We start from the raw sequence: 15,010 nt of genomic DNA, 5'->3' as shown, positions 1-15,010 counted from the left end.
CCTGTGCGGGTGAAGGCCATCCGACGCTTCAGCGTCCGCACCGTCCTGCCCGAGCCGATCGCAGCACTCGGCGAGCTGGCTACCAACCTCCGGTGGAGCTGGTACGCCCCCACCCGTGAGCTCTTCGCCGGGATCGACCCGGACCGGTGGGCCGCGGCCCGGCAGGACCCGGTCCGGCTGCTCTCCGAGCTGAGCGCCTCCGAGCTGGACGAGCTGGCGGCCGACGAGTCCTTCGTCGCCCGGGTCGGCGCGGCCAAGGCCGATCTCGACGACTACCTCCAGGCGCGCCGCTGGTACCAGGAGCACGCCGACGGGGGCGCACAGTCTCCGGCGAGCATCGCCTACTTCAGCCCCGAGTACGGCATCACCGAGGTGCTGCCGCAGTACTCCGGCGGCCTGGGCATCCTCGCGGGCGACCACCTCAAGGCGGCGAGCGACCTCGGGGTGCCGATCGTCGGGGTGGGCCTGTTCTACAAGACCGGCTACTTCAAGCAGTCCCTCGGCCCGGACGGGTGGCAGCGCGAGGACTACCCCGTGCTCGACCCGCACGGTCTGCCGCTGTCGCTCGTCACCGAGCCCGACGGCAGCCCGCTGCTCATCACCGTCGACATGCCCGGCGAGCACTCGCTGCACGCGCACGTCTGGCGGGCCCAGGTGGGGCGGGTGCCGCTGCTCCTCCTCGACTCCGACGTGCCCGGCAACGACGACGCGATGCGCCAGGTGACCAACCGCCTCTACGGCGGCGGCGGCGAGCAGCGTCTCCAGCAGGAGCTGCTCCTCGGCATCGGCGGGATCCGGGCGCTGCGTGCCTGGTCGCGCCTCACCGGGGCGGCCGAGCCGGAGGTCTACCACACCAACGAGGGGCACGCCGGCTTCCTCGGCATCGAGCGGATCAGCGAGCTGACCCAGCAGGGCATGAGCTTCGACGAGGCGCTCGAGGCGGCGCGGGCCGGGACCGTCTTCACCACCCACACCCCGGTGCCGGCGGGCATCGACCGCTTCGACGCCTCGCTGGTCGAGCTCTACCTCGGTGGTGCGCAGGAGCTGCCCGGCGTCCCGACCGAGCGGCTGCTGCAGCTCGGGGCAGAGACCTACGAGGGCGGCGCGAGCGGGATCTTCAACATGGCGGTCATGGGCCTGCGCATCGCCGGCCGCGCCAACGGCGTCTCCCAGCTCCACGGCGTGGTCAGCCGGGAGATGTTCGACGGGCTGTGGCCGGGCTTCGACAAGGTCGAGGTGCCGATCGCCTCGATCACCAACGGCGTGCACGCCCCCACCTGGGTCGACGACCGGGTCTTCGGGCTGGCCCGCGAGCATCTCGGCGGCGGCGACCTTGACGTCTCCGAGAAGTGGGACGAGATCGGCACCGTCCCCGGCAGCGAGGTGTGGGCGACCAAGCGCGAGCTGCGCGCCGACCTCGTGACCGAGGCCCGCCGCCGGCTGCGCAACAGCTGGCGCAACCGCGGCGCCTCGGAGGCCGAGCTGGGCTGGACCGAGTCGGTCCTCGACCCGGACGTGCTGACCATCGGCTTCGCCCGACGCGTGCCGACCTACAAGCGCCTCACCCTCATGCTCCGTGACCCAGAGCGGCTCAAGTCGCTGCTGAACCACCCCGAGAGGCCGGTGCAGCTCGTCATCGCCGGCAAGTCCCACCCGGCCGACGAGACGGGCAAGCAGCTCATCCAGCAGATGGTGCGCTTCGCCGACGACCCCGAGGTCCGCGACCGCATCGTCTTCCTCCCGAACTACGACATCGCCATGGCCCGGCACCTCTACCCGGGGTGCGACGTGTGGCTGAACAACCCCCTTCGCCCGTTCGAGGCCTGCGGCACCTCGGGCATGAAGGCGGCCCTCAACGGCGCGCTCAACCTCTCCATCCTCGACGGCTGGTGGGACGAGTGGTTCGACGGGGAAAACGGCTGGGCGATCCCCACGGCCGACGGCGTGGAGGACCCCGATCGCCGCGACGACATCGAGGCGGCGGCGCTCTACGACCTCATCGAGAAGCGGGTCGCCCCGATCTTCTACGACACCGACGAGGACGGCCTGCCGCAGCGCTGGCTGGAGATGCTCAGCCACACCCTGAGCACCCTCGGGCCCAAGGTCCTCGCCACGAGAATGGTCCGCGACTACACCGAGCGGCTGTACACCCCGGCCGCTTCGGCCAACGCCGCGGTCATGGGTGACGGCGGCTCCGGGGCGCGTGACCTCGCGGAGTACAAGGCACGGATCCGGCAGGCCTGGCCGAGCATCTCGGTCGACCACGTCGAGGCCAGCGGTGTCTCGGACAGCCCGCAGGTGGGTGAGACTCTCACGGTCGACGCCTACGTCCTTCTCGACGGTCTCGAGCCGGCCGACGTCGACGTGCAGGTCGTCACCGGGACCGCGGCCATCGACAGCGACGACATCTCGGACTGGTCCGCGCACTCCCTGGACTTCGTCGAGTCCTACTCGGACGGCAAGTCGCGCTACTCCGGGCAGGTCCAGATCGGGCGGACCGGCCAGTTCGGGTACACCGTGCGCGTCCTGCCCCGCCACGAGCTGCTGGAGTTCCCGTCCTCGATGGGCCTGGTCGCCAACGCCTGACCTATCGGCGCGGGGGACGGGACCGTTCGTCTGAGGTTCCCCGGGGATCTGCGAAGGGGGGAGGGGGCCGTTCGTCTGAGGTTCCCCGGGGATCTGTGAAGGGGGGAGGGGGCCGTTCGTCTGAGGTTCCCCGGGGATCTGCGAAGGGGGTCAGCTCGGGTCGTCGGCGAGGTAGAGCTGGACCGTCGCGGCCTTGGCCAGCACCGTGCGATCGTCCATGCCGACGCGGTGGGCCGGCGCATCCTCGGCGGCGGGGCGCTCCCAGGACGAGTCCCACAGCAGCCGGTAGCCGGTGACCCCTGGAGGCGAGGGCAGGGTGACCTGCCCGTCCCACCCGGCGCCGTGCAGCACCGCCAGCACCGGTGAGCGCCCGGGCTCGGGTGCGGCGAGGTACATCTGCACCGTCCGGCGCGAGGAGTCGCCCCACTGCTCGCCCATGGGCTCGCCGTGCTCGTCGAACCAAGCGAGGTCGGGGGCGGCGTGCCCGTCGCGCGGCGCTCCCGTGAAGAAGGTGCGCCGTCCCAGCGCCGGGTGCTCGCTGCGCCACCGGATGAGGGCCCGGGCGGTCGCGAGCAGGTCCTCCTGCCACCCCTCGAGGTCCCAGTCGAGCCAGGTCAGCGGGCCGTCCTGGCAGTACGGGTTGTTGTTGCCCTCGGTGCTGCGCCCGATCTCGTCGCCGGAGGCGAGCATCGGCACGCCGGTGCTCAGCAGCAGGGTCGCGAGGAGGTTGCGGTGCGAGCGCCGCCGAAGGCCATGGATCGCGGCGTCGTCGGTCTCGCCCTCGACGCCGTGGTTCCAGCTGAGGTTGCGCGACGACCCGTCGCGGTTGTCCTCGAGGTTGGCCTCGTTGTGCTTGCGGTCATACGCGGTGAGGTCCCACATCGTGAAGCCGTCGTGCGCGGTGACGAAGTTGATCGAGCTCTGCGGCCCGCGCCCCGGGTCGTCGAAGAGGTCCTCCGAGCCGGCGACCCGCGTGGCGATCTCCCGCACGCCGTGCGTGCTGGCTCCCTGACGCGCACCGCGGGCGACGGCGAGGTCGGTGAGCCAGAACTCACGCGCCGCGTCCCGGAAGCGGTCGTTCCACTCGGCGAAGGGGGAGGGGAACTGCCCGGTCCGCCAGCCGTGCGGCCCCAGGTCCCAGGGTTCGGCGACGAGGTGGACCTGGGAGAGGACCGGGTCAGCCTCGATCGCCGCGAGGAAGAAGTGCTGCGGGTCGAAGTCGTCGTGCCGGTCCCGCGCCAGGGCGACCGCGAGGTCGAAGCGGAACCCGTCGATGCCGCACTCGCTGACCCAGTAGCGCAGCGAGTCCAGCACCATCCGCGCCACCGTCGGCTCGCGCAGGTCGACGGTGTTGCCGCAGCCGGTGACGTCGACGTCGTGACCGCGCTCGTCGAGGCGGTAGTAGGTCTGCGCGGCGAGCCCTCGCCAGGAGAGGGTGGCGCCCTGCACGGACTGCTCGGCGGTGTGGTTGTAGACCACGTCGAGATAGACCTCGATGCCGGCGGCGTGCAGCAGCTTGACCATGCCCTTGAACTCGTCGAGCGCGCCCTGGGGGTCCTGCGCGGCGGCATAGGTCAGGTGCGGGGCGAAGAAGCCGAGGGTGTTGTACCCCCAGTGGTTGACCAGCCCGCGCTGCAGCACCTCGGGCTCGGTGACGAAGTGGTGCACCGGCAGCAGCTCGACCGCGGTGACACCCAGGCGCTGCAGGTGCTCGATCGCCGCCGGGTGGGCCATCCCGGCGTAGGTGCCGCGCAGCTCGGCGGGTACCCCCGGCAGGGCCGCGGTGAGCTCCTTGACGTGCACCTCGTACACCACCGCCCGCGCCGGGTCGTGGTGCGGCCGCTCGTGCTCGCCCCAGTCGAAGGTCTCCTCGACGACCACGCCCAGCGGGGCGTGGCCGGCGGAGTCGAGCTCGCTGCGCACCATGACGTCGTGCCCGCCCTCGTCGTCGACCACGTGCCCGTAGAGGTGGGGCGGGTAGTCGGTGAGAACGCGGTCGACCATCCGCGCGTACGGATCGAGCAGCACCTTGTGCGGGTTGTGCCGGTGCCCGGCCGCAGGCTCCCACGGCCCGTCGACCCGGTAGCCGTAGCGCTCGCCGGCGCCGACGCCGTCGACCCGGCCGTACCACCACCCCTTCGCCCGTCCCGTCAGCGGCACGTGGCGCTCGGCAGCGGGGTCTCCCTCCGGGCCGAAGAGGCAGAGCCGTACCTGCGTGGCGAAGGGGGCGAAGACGGCCACGTCGATCCCGCCGTCGCGCAGCCGCGCGCCCGGGTCGGGCATCCGGGGGAGCGAGGTGGCGGGGTCGTCGACGCGGGATGAGGGGGCGGGCGACATGGCCGCAACTCTAGGGAGTGGGTACGTTGGGGGACATGAGTGATCCCACCGCACTGCCGAACCTCACCCCCACCTCCGGCCAGGGTGGAGCCGCTCCAGCCGGCGGAGACGGCGCCGAGCAGCCCGCCGAGGAGCCCCTGGGCCAGCGGGTACAGGAGGCGCTGACCAGCCTCGGTCTCGAGGCGAGCACCGACGACGACGGCGACGTGGCCTTCACCTTCGAGGAGCAGCAGCTCTTCGTGCGCACCGACGACGGCACCAACGTCATGCGCGTCTTCGGCCAGTGGCGGCTCGAGGAGCCGGTGCCGACCGACGACGTCGAGCGGCTGAGCATCTGCAACGACGTCAACGTCGCCTTCAACCTCGTCAAGACCGCGGTCGCCAACGACACCCTGCTGGTCACGAGCGAGCACATCCTGCCGCGCAACGCCGACGTGCGTGGCCTGCTCGGCATCGCCGTGCCACTCGTGCTGCAGGGCGTCCAGGTGTGGCACCAGCGCGCCACCGGGCAGGTGCCGGGTGAGGAGGGCGAGGAGTCGGCTCAGGGTGGCCAGGACGGGTCGGCCGACCCGCAGCCGGGTCAGTCGGGGCAGGCCCAGGGCTGAGTGTCGAGAGATGATGTGGTGAGCATCATGGCCCCCCAGGATGGGGAGATCCGCCCTCGGCCGATACCGTCGAGGGTGTTCGGGAGCCGTGACGCGTGGAATCCACCGCGTCGAGGCACCGACGAGCCACAGGACCTATGAGAGGGAAGAGGACGAGCCTGCGATGAACATCGTCGTCTGCGTCAAGTACGTGCCGGACGCACAGTCCGAGCGCGCGTTCACCGAGGACAACACGACCGACCGTGAGGGTGTCGACGGGCTGCTCTCCGAGCTCGACGAGTACGCCATCGAGGAGGCGCTGAAGATCGCCGAGGCCGGCGAGGGTGAGGTCACCGTCCTCACCGTCGGCCCCGACGACGCCGCCGAGGCGGTCAAGAAGGCGCTGCAGATGGGCGCCGACAAGGGCGTGCACATCCTCGACGAGGCGATCGCCGGGTCCGACGCCCCCGCGACCTCGCTCGTGCTCGCCGAGGCGATCAAGAAGATCGGGAGCCCGGACCTCGTGCTCACCGGCATGGCCTCGACCGACGGCACGATGTCGGTCGTCCCGGCGATGCTCGCCGAGCGGCTCGGTCTGCCGCAGGTGACCTTCGCCTCCGAGCTCACCGTCGAGGGCGAGGGCGTGAAGATCCGCCGCGACGGCGACTCCTCGACCGAGACGATCGAGTCCTCGCTTCCGGCGCTGGTCTCGGTCACCGACCAGATCAACGAGCCGCGCTACCCCTCCTTCAAGGGGATCATGGCGGCGAAGAAGAAGCCGGTCGAGACCTGGGGCCTGTCCGACCTCGGGGTCGACGCCGGTCAGGTCGGTCAGGCCAACGCGTGGACCGCAGTCCTCGAGACCACCAAGCGTCCCCCGCGCGAGCAGGGTGAGGTCGTCGCCGACGAGGGTGACGGCGGGACCAAGCTCGCGGAGTTCCTCGCCGCGCAGAAGTTCGTCTGAGCCGGCGCGAGAAGGAGAGAGAAAAGAACATGACTGACGTCCTCGTCCTCGTCGACCAGATCAACGGTGAGGTGAAGAAGCCGGCCGCGGAGATGCTCACCATCGCCCGCCGTCTGGGCACCCCGACCGCGGTCTTCATCGGCCCCGGCGCCGAGACCGCCAAGGACCTCCTCGGCCGCTACGGCGCGGAGAAGATCATCTCCGTCTCCGACCCCGCGGCGACCGAGCACCTCGTCGCCCCGCAGGCCGAGATCCTCGCCCAGCTGGTCGAGAAGACCGGCGCCTCGGTGGTGCTCATCCCGAGCAACTCCGCCGGCAAGGAGATCGCCGCCCGGCTCGCGGTCAAGACCGAGTCCGGTCTGATCACCGACGCCGTCGACGTGCAGGCGGGCGAGTCCGGCCCGGAGACCACCCAGTCGGTCTTCGCGGGCAGCTGGACGGTCCGTTCCTCGGTCACCAAGGGCGCCGCGATCATCTGCGTCAAGCCCAACTCCGCGACGCCCGAGCAGGCTCAGGGTGCGGGCGAGCTCGAGGAGTTCACCCCCGAGATCTCCGAGCAGGCCAAGGCCGCGAAGGTCACCGCGTCTGAGCCGAAGAAGCAGTCCGGGCGTCCCGAGCTCACCGAGGCGGCGATCGTCGTCTCCGGTGGCCGGGGGACCGGCGGCGACTTCAGCCCGGTCGAAGGCTTCGCCGACACCCTCGGTGCCGCGGTCGGTGCCTCGCGCGCCGCGGTCGACGCCGGGTGGTACCCGCACTCCAGCCAGGTGGGCCAGACCGGCAAGCAGGTCAGCCCGCAGCTGTACGTCGCGGCCGGGATCTCCGGTGCGATCCAGCACCGCGCCGGGATGCAGACGAGCAAGACGATCGTCGCCGTGAACAAGGACGAGGAGGCGCCCATCTTCGAGCTGGTCGACTTCGGCGTCGTCGGCGACCTCTTCCAGGTGCTCCCGCAGGCCACCGAGGCGGTCCAGGGCAAGAAGGGCTGACGCCCGCTCCTGTCGCCGTCGTCACGCCCCCGTCCATCCGGTCGGGGGCGTGACGCGTACCACGCCGCGTTACCGAAATGTGACTTGCCGGCGAACGCTCGCTACCCTGGAGAACGCCCTGCTCAACGCCGCCGTGTCCCGGCGGCCGGGCAGCCCCTGATGTCCCCGCACCCTGAAGGTCTCTCCGTGACCCAGCCCGATCAGTACGTCGGTCGACGCCGCGCTGCCCGTAGCGCTCGCAGCGCCGCCGCCGCTCTCACCCGCTCCAAGGGCGCAGCCCTGAAGTCCAGCACCGGCCTCGGCCTCGTGCTCGGGGCCAGCGCGCTCATCGCCGCACCCGCCGCGAGCACCGACACCTCGGCCGAGCCGTCGGCGCAGGCCTCCGCCAGCGCCCAGGCGCTGCTCGCCGACCGCGGCGCGGCCACCGCCCACCGCAGCGCGGCCCGGACCTCGCTGCAGGCGCCGACCTCGCTGCCCGCCCCCCTTCGCGATGGCGCCCAGGCGGCGGGCGACCTCGGGATCTCCGCGGTGGAGAAGCCCAAGCCGAAGCCCAAGCCCGAACCGAAGCCGGCCCCCGAGGTCGAGACTGACTCTGCGCAGAGCACGTCGTCGTCGGCAGCCGACTCCTCGAGCAGCGGGCAGGGCTCGGGGCAGTCGAGCACCGGCGGGTCCTCGTCCAGCTCCTCGGGCTCCTCGTCGAACGCTTCGTCCGGTTCCTCGGGCTCGTCCTCGTCGTCGAGCTCGTCCTCGTCGTCGAGCTCTTCGTCCGGCTCGTCGTCGAGCTCCTCCTCGGGCTCGTCGGGCCAGTCCTCGGCCAGCTCGTCGGTGAACACCGGCGCCTACCAGTCCCAGGCCAGCGGCCTCGGGCTCGGGCCCAACGCCTCGGGCGTCTACTCCGCGGTCCGCTCGCAGTTCCCCCACCTGACCAACATCGGCGGCTACCGCGCCGGTGACGGTGGCGACCACGGCTCGGGCCGAGCGGTCGACGTGATGTGCGGTTCGGCCGACGGTGACGCCGTCGCGGCCTACCTCCAGGCCAACGCGAGCCGCCTCAACATCACCTACATCATCTGGAAGCAGCGCATCTGGATGCCCGGCCGCGACTGGCGGCAGATGTCCGACCGGGGCAGCGCGACGGCCAACCACTACGACCACGTCCACGTCTCGGTGAGCTGACCCCCCCTTCGCCCGCCTCCGCGCCGACAGTCCTCCGACTGTCGGCGCGGCCCTGCGGCGCCCGATGCCCTCGCCGACAGTCGTAGGACTGACCGACCTCGTCACCGAACCTGAGAGGACCGACCGTGGACTGGCTGCAGGCCATCGTGCTGGGCATCGTCCAGGGGCTGACCGAGTTCCTGCCGATCAGCTCCAGCGCCCACCAGTCGATCGTCGGCCGGTTCTTCGGCGATGACCCCGGGTCTGCCTTCACCGCGATCACCCAGCTGGGCACCGAGGCCGCCGTGCTCGTCTACTTCCGCAAGGACATCGTCACGATCATCAGGTCGTGGTGCCTCGCGGTCGTCGGCAAGCTGCCGCACAGCGACCCCGACGCGCGCCTGGGCTGGATGGTCATCCTCGGCTCGATCCCGATCGGTGTGCTCGGCCTGGCCTTCAAGGACGTCATCACCGGGCCGGCGCGCAACCTCTGGCTCACGGCGACGATGCTCCTCGTCTTCGCACTCGTCATCGGCTACGCCGACCTGCGGGCCAAGCAGGAGCGCGAGCTGGACCGGCTCACCGTGCGGCACGGCCTGCTCTACGGCCTGTGGCAGGCCCTGGCGCTCATCCCCGGCGTCTCCCGCTCCGGCGGCACGATCGCCGGTGGTCTCTTCATGGGCTACACCCGCGAGGCCGCGGCCCGGTACTCCTTCCTCCTCGCGATCCCGGCGGTCCTGCTCTCGGGCTTCCAGCAGCTCTTCGACATCGCCGACGACCCGGTCGAGCCGGCCTGGGGCCCGATCGCGGTGGCGACGCTCATCTCCTTCGTCATCGGCTACGCGGTCATCGCCTGGCTGCTGCGGTACATCTCGACCCACACCTTCAAGCCCTTCGTCATCTACCGGATCGTCCTGGCGCTGGTGATCTTCGCGCTGCTGGCCACCGGCGTGCTCCAGGCCTAGGACGAGAGCGAAGGGGGATCGTCTCGAGGCTCGGCCGCGGGCGGCCTCGCACCCTCGAGCGATCGCGGTTCCCTAGACTCGATCCGATGAGCACCTACCTCGACCACGCGGCGACCACGCCCATGCGCGCGGCAGCGCTCGAGGCGGTCTGTGAGCAGATGCACCTCGTGGGCAACCCCTCGAGCCTGCACGGTGCCGGGCGGCGCGCCCGCAGGGTCGTCGAGGAGTCCCGCGAGCAGGTCGCCGAGGCGCTCGGTGCGCGACCGTCAGAGGTGATCTTCACCAGCGGTGGCACCGAGTCCGACAACATCGCCGTCCTCGGCTCCTACGAGGCGCGTCGAGCCGCGGACCCCTCCCGCACCCGGATCGTCGTCTCCGGCGTGGAGCACCACGCCGTGCTCGACCCGGCCATGCACCTGGCGCAGACCCAGGGGGCCCCGATCAGCTTCGTCGAGCCGGGGGAGTGCGGCACCGTGCGCCCGCAGGACGTGGCGGCGGTCATCGAGGAGGACCCTGACTCGGTTGCCCTCGTCGCGGTGATGTGGGCCAACAACGAGGTCGGCACGATCCAGGACGTCCCGGCGATCGCGCAGGTCTGCGCCGAGCACGGCATCCCGCTGCACACCGACGCGGTCCAGGCCTGCGGCCACCTGCCGGTCGACTTCGCTGCCTCCGGGGCCGAGACCCTCGCCCTGAGCGGGCACAAGCTCGGCGGCCCGGTGGGCGTCGGGGCCATGCTCGCCCGCCGCGACGCGGTGCTGGCTCCGACGAGCCACGGCGGCGGGCAGGAGCGCTCGATCCGTAGCGGCACGCTCAACGCCCCCGGCATCGCCGGCCTGGCAGCGGCCCTCACCGAGTCCGTCGCGGACCGTGACGCCGAGGCGCGCCGGGTCGCCGCGCTACGGGACCGCCTGCTCGCCGGAACCCAGGAGCTGGGCCTGGGCGTGCGGATCTCCGGCTGCTGGGAGCCCGGGGACGTCACGACCCGCCTCCCGGGCAACGCGCACATCACCATCCCCGGCTGCGAGGGCGATTCCCTCCTCTACCTGCTGGACGCGGCGGGGATCGAGTGCTCCACCGGCTCGGCGTGCCAGGCCGGTGTCCCGCAGCCGAGCCATGTCGTCCTCGCGATGGGCCGGACCGAGGAGGAGGCGCGCGGCTCCCTTCGCCTGAGTCTGGGCTGGACCTCCACCGAGGCCGACGTTGACGCCGCCCTGGCCGCCCTGCCCGACGCCATCGACCGAGCCCGCCGCGCGAGCGGCGCCGCCTGAGCAGTGGCAGCGCAAGGAAGAGGCGGGCTGCGGGTCGTCGCCGCGATGAGCGGCGGAGTCGACTCCGCCGTCGCCGCTGCCCGGATGCTCGACGCGGGTCACGAGGTCGTCGGCGTGCACCTCGCGCTGTCCCGGAGCGCGAAGACCCTGCGGGAGGGAGCGCGCGGCTGCTGCACCATCGAGGACGCCGGGGACGCCCGCCGGGTCGCCGACCGGCTCGGCATCCCGTTCTACGTCTGGGACATGGCCGGTGCCTTCCAGCGGGACGTCATCGACGACTTCGTCGCCGAGTACGAGGCCGGGCGCACCCCGAACCCCTGCCTGCGGTGCAACGAGAAGATCAAGTTCGCCGCCCTCCTCGACAAGGCGCTCGCCCTCGGCTTCGACGCCGTCGCGACCGGGCACTACGCCCAGGTCGTCGAGGGGACGGCAGGGCGCGAGCTGCACCGCGCGGTGGACGAGGGCAAGGACCAGTCCTACGTGCTCGGGGTGCTGGATGCCGACCAGCTCGCCCGCTCCTTCTTCCCCCTCGGGGACACGACCAAGCCGCAGATCCGCGAGGAAGCGGCCGCGCGCGGCTTCGCCGTGGCGAAGAAGCCGGACAGCCACGACATCTGCTTCATCGCCGACGGCAACACCCGCGGCTGGCTCACCGAGCGGCTCGGCGAGCGGCCCGGAGAGATCGTCGACGAGGTCAGCGGCGAGGTCGTCGGCGCGCACCAGGGCTCGTACGGGTTCACCGTGGGGCAGCGACGCGGGCTCGGGCTGGAGCGCTCCTCCCTGGACGGGTCGCCGCGCTTCGTCACCGGCGTCGACGCGCGGGACAACCGGGTCTTCATCGGCACCTCGGACCTGCTCGGGGTCCGCCACGTGGTCGGGCAGTCCGCCCGCTGGTGCGGCCCCGCGCCGAGCGGAGAGGTGCGGGTCGGTGCGCAGCTGCGTGCGCACGGGGAGGAGATCCCCGCCACCGCCCGCGTCGAGGCGTGCGACGGGGGAGAGGGCCAAGGGGGAGAGTCGCGCCTTGTCGTCGACCTTGACGAGCCGGTCCGGGGGGTCGCCCCGGGGCAGTCGGTCGTCCTCTACGACGGCACCCGGGTCGTCGGGTCGGCGACCATCGCGACAACCGCGCGCTGACCCCCTTCGCCGTCACGGTCGCTGCTGGCAGGATCGCCGGCATGGCTCTTGACTCCCTCACCCGCTACCCCGAGCGGGGCAGCTCCGAGCGCGCTGAGCTCGACGCCCTCCTTGATGAGGTGCTGACCGGCACGCTGGCCACGCTCAAGTGCCGAGGTGGCGGCACGGATGCTCCCGAGGAGGCCGACGTGTGGACCGGGGTGGTCCCCCTTCGCCTCGTCGCCGGCGAGCCGCAGCCGACCGACGGGGTGAGCGCCAGCCCTCCCCGCTCCGTCGAGGAGTTCGTCGCGGCTCGGCGGTAGCCGCCAGGTCGGCTTTGGTAGCCGCCCGCGGCTCAGTGCGAGGGCAGGGTGCCCGAGAGCCGCTGGTGCATCGCGGTGCTCGCCTCGTTCAGCCCGACGATCTCGACCGACTTGCCGCGGGAGTGGTACTTCGCCTCGATCGCGTCCAGCGCCGCGATCGTCGAGGCGTCCCACAGGTGCGAGCCGCTGACGTCGACGACGATCCGGTCCGGGTCGTCGCTGGGGTGGAACTGGCTGTACAGGTCGTTGCTGGAGGCGAAGAACAGCTCGCCGGTCACGGTGTACCGCGCGTGCACGCTGCCGTCAGCGTCCTCGACCAGCTCGCGCTCGACCCCGGCGAGGTGGGCGACCCGGCGGGCGAAGAGGACCGTCGCGGTGACGACACCGAGGACGACGCCGATCGCGAGGTTGTGGGTCAGGACGACCGAGACGACGGTGGTGAGCATCACGAGGGTCTCCGAGCGGGGCATCCGGCGCAGGGTCGAGGGCTGCACGCTGTGCCAGTCGAAGGTGGCGACCGAGACGAGGATCATCACCGCGACGAGCGCCGCCATCGGGATCCGGCCGACGATGTCGCCGAGCCCGACGACGAGGACGAGCAGGAGCACGCCGGCGACGAAGGTCGAGATCCGCGTCCGGGCGCGCGATGCCTTGACGTTGATCATCGTCTGGCCGATCATCGCGCAGCCACCCATGCCACCGAAGAGCCCCGAGGCGATGTTGGCGATGCCCTGGCCGCGCGCCTCCACCGTCTTGTCGGTGTGCAGGTCGGTGATGTCGTCGACGAGCTTGGCGGTCATGAGCGACTCCATGAGCCCGACGAGGGCCATGGCGAGGGCGTAGGGCGCGATGATCCGCAGCGTCTCGAGCGTCAGCGGGACGTCGGGGACGAAGAGTGCCGGGAGGGAGTCCGGCAGCTCGCCCATGTCGCGCACGTCCGGCACGTCGGTGCCGGTGACCCACACATACGCGGTGAGCGCGACGATCGCCACGAGCGGCGCAGGCACGGCCGTCGTGACCCGGGGCAGCGCAAAGACGATGACCAGCCCGACGGCCATGAGCGCGTACACCGCCGGGCCGACGTCGACCAGGTGCGGTAGCTGCGCGGTGAAGATGAGGATCGCCAGGGCGTTGACGAATCCGACCATGACCGAGCGGGGGATGAAGCGCATGAGCCGGGCGACGCCGAGCAGGGCGAGCACGATCTGCATCACCCCGGCGAGGAGCACCGTCGCGACGAAGTAGTCGAAGCCGTGGTCCCGGGCGACCGGGGCGATGACGAGCGCGACGGCCCCGGTGGCTGCGGTGATCATCGCGGGGCGTCCACCGACGAAGGCGATCGTCACCGCCATGACGAAGGAGGAGAAGAGCCCGACCCGCGGGTCCACCCCGGCGATGATCGAGAAGGAGATCGCCTCGGGGATGAGCGCCAGCGCCACCACGAGCCCGGCGAGGACCTCGGTGCGCAGCAGCCGCGGCGTGCGCAGCGCGCGCCGCACGGTGAGCTCGTGCGGGTGCAGCTGCGGCTCGGGCAGCTCAAGCAGGTCGGCAGACATGACGGGGCCTTTCGGCGAAGGGGGGAGTGGTGCGGTCCGGCCCGGCGGCGTCGGGTGGCGGCGGCGGGGGACCGGGTGTGCGACGATGCAGCGGCGCGTCACAGCGCCCGGTCACGGTATCGCCGCGTCCTCGGGCCGACCAACTCGCTCATCAGGAGACCCCGTGCAGATCGTCGCCTCCGGCATCGGCAGCTGGCCCGGGACGGAGCCGCGCGAGGCGATCAGGGCCGTGCGCGACCTGCTCGTCGACGACCTGCCCTACCTGCCCGAGCTGCCCGGACGCGGCCCGGGCGCCGACATGATCGGCCGCGCGGGCGCCCTGCTCGAGGGGTTGCACGTGGAGACCCAGCCGTACGGCTGGCGGCTGGTCGACCGCCCCGGCGCAGACGAAGGGAGGGCCGCCGCCTACCTGCGCCAGGACCTGGACGAGCTGGCCGAGGCCTACGACGGCTGGTCCGGTCCGCTCAAGGTCCAGGTGTGCGGGCCGTGGACGCTCGCGGCGACCCTCGAGCTGACGCGGGGGGAGCGGGCGGTGAGCGACCCGGGCGCCCGCCGTGACCTCGTGGAGTCTCTCGGCGAAGGGGTAGCCGCTCACCTCGCCGATCTGCGCCGGCTGGTGCCGGGAGCGCAGCTCACGCTTCAGCTCGACGAGCCGGCTCTCCCCGCGGTCCTCGAGGGCCGGCTGCCCACCCAGTCCGGGTACGGCCGGCTCCGAGCCGTCGACCGGTCGGAGGTGCGCTCCGGCCTGCGGAGCGTGCTCGACCGGGCCGACGGGGTGGCGGCGGCGGTCCACTCCTGCGCCCCGGACGTGCCGGTGGGCCTGATCGGGGAGACCGGCGTGGGCGCCCTCGCGCTCGACCTCACGCTGCTCGACGCCCGGGCCTGGGACGAGGTCGCCGCTCTCGTCGAGAGCGGGCGCGAGCTGTGGGCCGGCGTCGTTCCCAGCCAGGGGAACGAGACGCCGACCTGGCAGGCCGCCCGACGCCGCGTCGTCGACCCCTGGCGACGGATCGGTCTGGGCGAGGACCGACTCGCCCAGGTGCGGGTCACCCCTTCATGCGGACTGGCCGGGCTCCCCCCTTCGGCGGCCGTCGGCTCCCAACGCCTCGCTGTCGAGGTCGCCCGCTCGCTGACCGAGTACCCGGGCTGACCCGCGCTACCACGCAGTAG

Annotated in this window: 13 protein-coding genes; 10 read left to right on the top strand and 3 right to left on the bottom strand. The window is 72.0% G+C overall.

The window, feature by feature from the left end; all coding sequences use genetic code 11:
• Window positions 1-9 precede the first annotated feature (9 nt).
• Entirely contained in the window at window positions 10-2,586 is a 2,577-nt protein-coding gene (glgP, locus tag FB557_RS12380) for an alpha-glucan family phosphorylase (RefSeq protein ID WP_144857919.1), read from the top strand.
• A gap of 150 nt (window positions 2,587-2,736) precedes the next feature.
• Here the strand turns inward: glgP and glgX are convergent, their stop codons facing one another.
• The gene (glgX, locus tag FB557_RS12375; RefSeq protein ID WP_144857918.1) at window positions 2,737-4,923 is read right to left on the bottom strand and encodes a glycogen debranching protein GlgX; all 2,187 of its coding nucleotides are present in this window, start codon (window positions 4,921-4,923) and stop codon (window positions 2,737-2,739) included.
• A 35-nt stretch (window positions 4,924-4,958) separates the two neighbouring features.
• On the opposite strand from glgX, the gene FB557_RS12370 reads away from it, so the two are divergent.
• The 3 genes from FB557_RS12370 to FB557_RS12360 all read left to right on the top strand — a co-directional run bounded on the left by FB557_RS12370 (window position 4,959) and on the right by FB557_RS12360 (window position 7,457).
• Entirely contained in the window at window positions 4,959-5,528 is a 570-nt protein-coding gene (locus FB557_RS12370) for a T3SS (YopN, CesT) and YbjN peptide-binding chaperone 1 (RefSeq protein ID WP_144857917.1), read from the top strand.
• 163 nt (window positions 5,529-5,691) lie between these two features.
• The gene (locus FB557_RS12365; protein WP_144857916.1) at window positions 5,692-6,471 is read left to right on the top strand and encodes an electron transfer flavoprotein subunit beta/FixA family protein; all 780 of its coding nucleotides are present in this window, start codon (window positions 5,692-5,694) and stop codon (window positions 6,469-6,471) included.
• A 29-nt stretch (window positions 6,472-6,500) separates the two neighbouring features.
• A complete protein-coding gene (locus tag FB557_RS12360; RefSeq protein ID WP_144857915.1) occupies window positions 6,501-7,457 on the top strand; it encodes an electron transfer flavoprotein subunit alpha/FixB family protein in 957 nt (318 codons plus the stop codon).
• A 200-nt stretch (window positions 7,458-7,657) separates the two neighbouring features.
• Here the strand turns inward: FB557_RS12360 and FB557_RS12355 are convergent, their stop codons facing one another.
• A complete protein-coding gene (locus FB557_RS12355) occupies window positions 7,658-8,290 on the bottom strand; it encodes a hypothetical protein (RefSeq protein WP_144857914.1) in 633 nt (210 codons plus the stop codon).
• Here FB557_RS12355 and FB557_RS14630 point away from each other — a divergent pair.
• From FB557_RS14630 to FB557_RS12330, 5 genes are all read left to right on the top strand, one after another.
• Window positions 8,283-8,633, top strand: a complete 351-nt coding sequence (locus tag FB557_RS14630) for a VldE C-terminal domain-containing protein (RefSeq protein WP_144857913.1) — start codon at window positions 8,283-8,285, stop codon at window positions 8,631-8,633. The genes FB557_RS12355 and FB557_RS14630 overlap by 8 nt on opposite strands.
• Before the next feature lie 125 nt (window positions 8,634-8,758).
• A complete protein-coding gene (locus FB557_RS12345) occupies window positions 8,759-9,577 on the top strand; it encodes an undecaprenyl-diphosphate phosphatase (RefSeq protein ID WP_144857912.1) in 819 nt (272 codons plus the stop codon).
• 86 nt (window positions 9,578-9,663) lie between these two features.
• On the top strand, window positions 9,664-10,848 hold the full coding sequence (locus FB557_RS12340) for a cysteine desulfurase family protein (protein ID WP_144857911.1): 1,185 nt from the start codon (window positions 9,664-9,666) through the stop codon (window positions 10,846-10,848).
• Window positions 10,849-10,875: 27 nt separating this feature from the next.
• Window positions 10,876-11,982: a tRNA 2-thiouridine(34) synthase MnmA gene (gene mnmA, locus FB557_RS12335; protein ID WP_144858012.1), complete on the top strand. Its 1,107-nt coding sequence runs from the start codon at window positions 10,876-10,878 to the stop codon at window positions 11,980-11,982.
• Between the two features lie 41 nt (window positions 11,983-12,023).
• Complete coding sequence (locus FB557_RS12330; protein WP_144857910.1) at window positions 12,024-12,284, top strand: hypothetical protein; 261 nt, start codon at window positions 12,024-12,026, stop codon at window positions 12,282-12,284.
• 32 nt (window positions 12,285-12,316) lie between these two features.
• Here FB557_RS12330 and FB557_RS12325 read toward each other — a convergent pair whose 3' ends face one another.
• Window positions 12,317-13,840 carry a SulP family inorganic anion transporter gene (locus tag FB557_RS12325; RefSeq protein ID WP_144857909.1) on the bottom strand — a complete coding sequence of 508 codons (1,524 nt, stop codon included), beginning with the start codon at window positions 13,838-13,840 and terminating at the stop codon, window positions 12,317-12,319.
• Between the two features lie 163 nt (window positions 13,841-14,003).
• On the opposite strand from FB557_RS12325, the gene FB557_RS12320 reads away from it, so the two are divergent.
• Window positions 14,004-14,990, top strand: a complete 987-nt coding sequence (locus tag FB557_RS12320) for a uroporphyrinogen decarboxylase/cobalamine-independent methonine synthase family protein (protein ID WP_246074771.1) — start codon at window positions 14,004-14,006, stop codon at window positions 14,988-14,990.
• The last annotated feature ends 20 nt before the right edge of the window (window positions 14,991-15,010 follow it).

Source organism: Marihabitans asiaticum, assembly GCF_007828725.1.
Taxonomy (GTDB): domain Bacteria; phylum Actinomycetota; class Actinomycetes; order Actinomycetales; family Dermatophilaceae; genus Marihabitans; species Marihabitans asiaticum.
The sequence above is the reverse complement of the archived record's forward strand: the minus strand, read 5'-3'. Positions and strand labels throughout refer to the sequence as shown.

Coding starts and splice junctions, on each gene's coding strand:
- FB557_RS12370 (WP_144857917.1), top strand. CDS start 4,959: ATGAGTGATCCCACCGCACTGCCGAACCTCACCCCCACCTCCGGCCAG.
- FB557_RS12330 (WP_144857910.1), top strand. CDS start 12,024: ATGGCTCTTGACTCCCTCACCCGCTACCCCGAGCGGGGCAGCTCCGAG.
- FB557_RS12365 (WP_144857916.1), top strand. CDS start 5,692: ATGAACATCGTCGTCTGCGTCAAGTACGTGCCGGACGCACAGTCCGAG.
- glgX (WP_144857918.1), bottom strand. CDS start 4,923: ATGTCGCCCGCCCCCTCATCCCGCGTCGACGACCCCGCCACCTCGCTC.
- FB557_RS12340 (WP_144857911.1), top strand. CDS start 9,664: ATGAGCACCTACCTCGACCACGCGGCGACCACGCCCATGCGCGCGGCA.
- FB557_RS12325 (WP_144857909.1), bottom strand. CDS start 13,840: ATGTCTGCCGACCTGCTTGAGCTGCCCGAGCCGCAGCTGCACCCGCAC.
- FB557_RS12360 (WP_144857915.1), top strand. CDS start 6,501: ATGACTGACGTCCTCGTCCTCGTCGACCAGATCAACGGTGAGGTGAAG.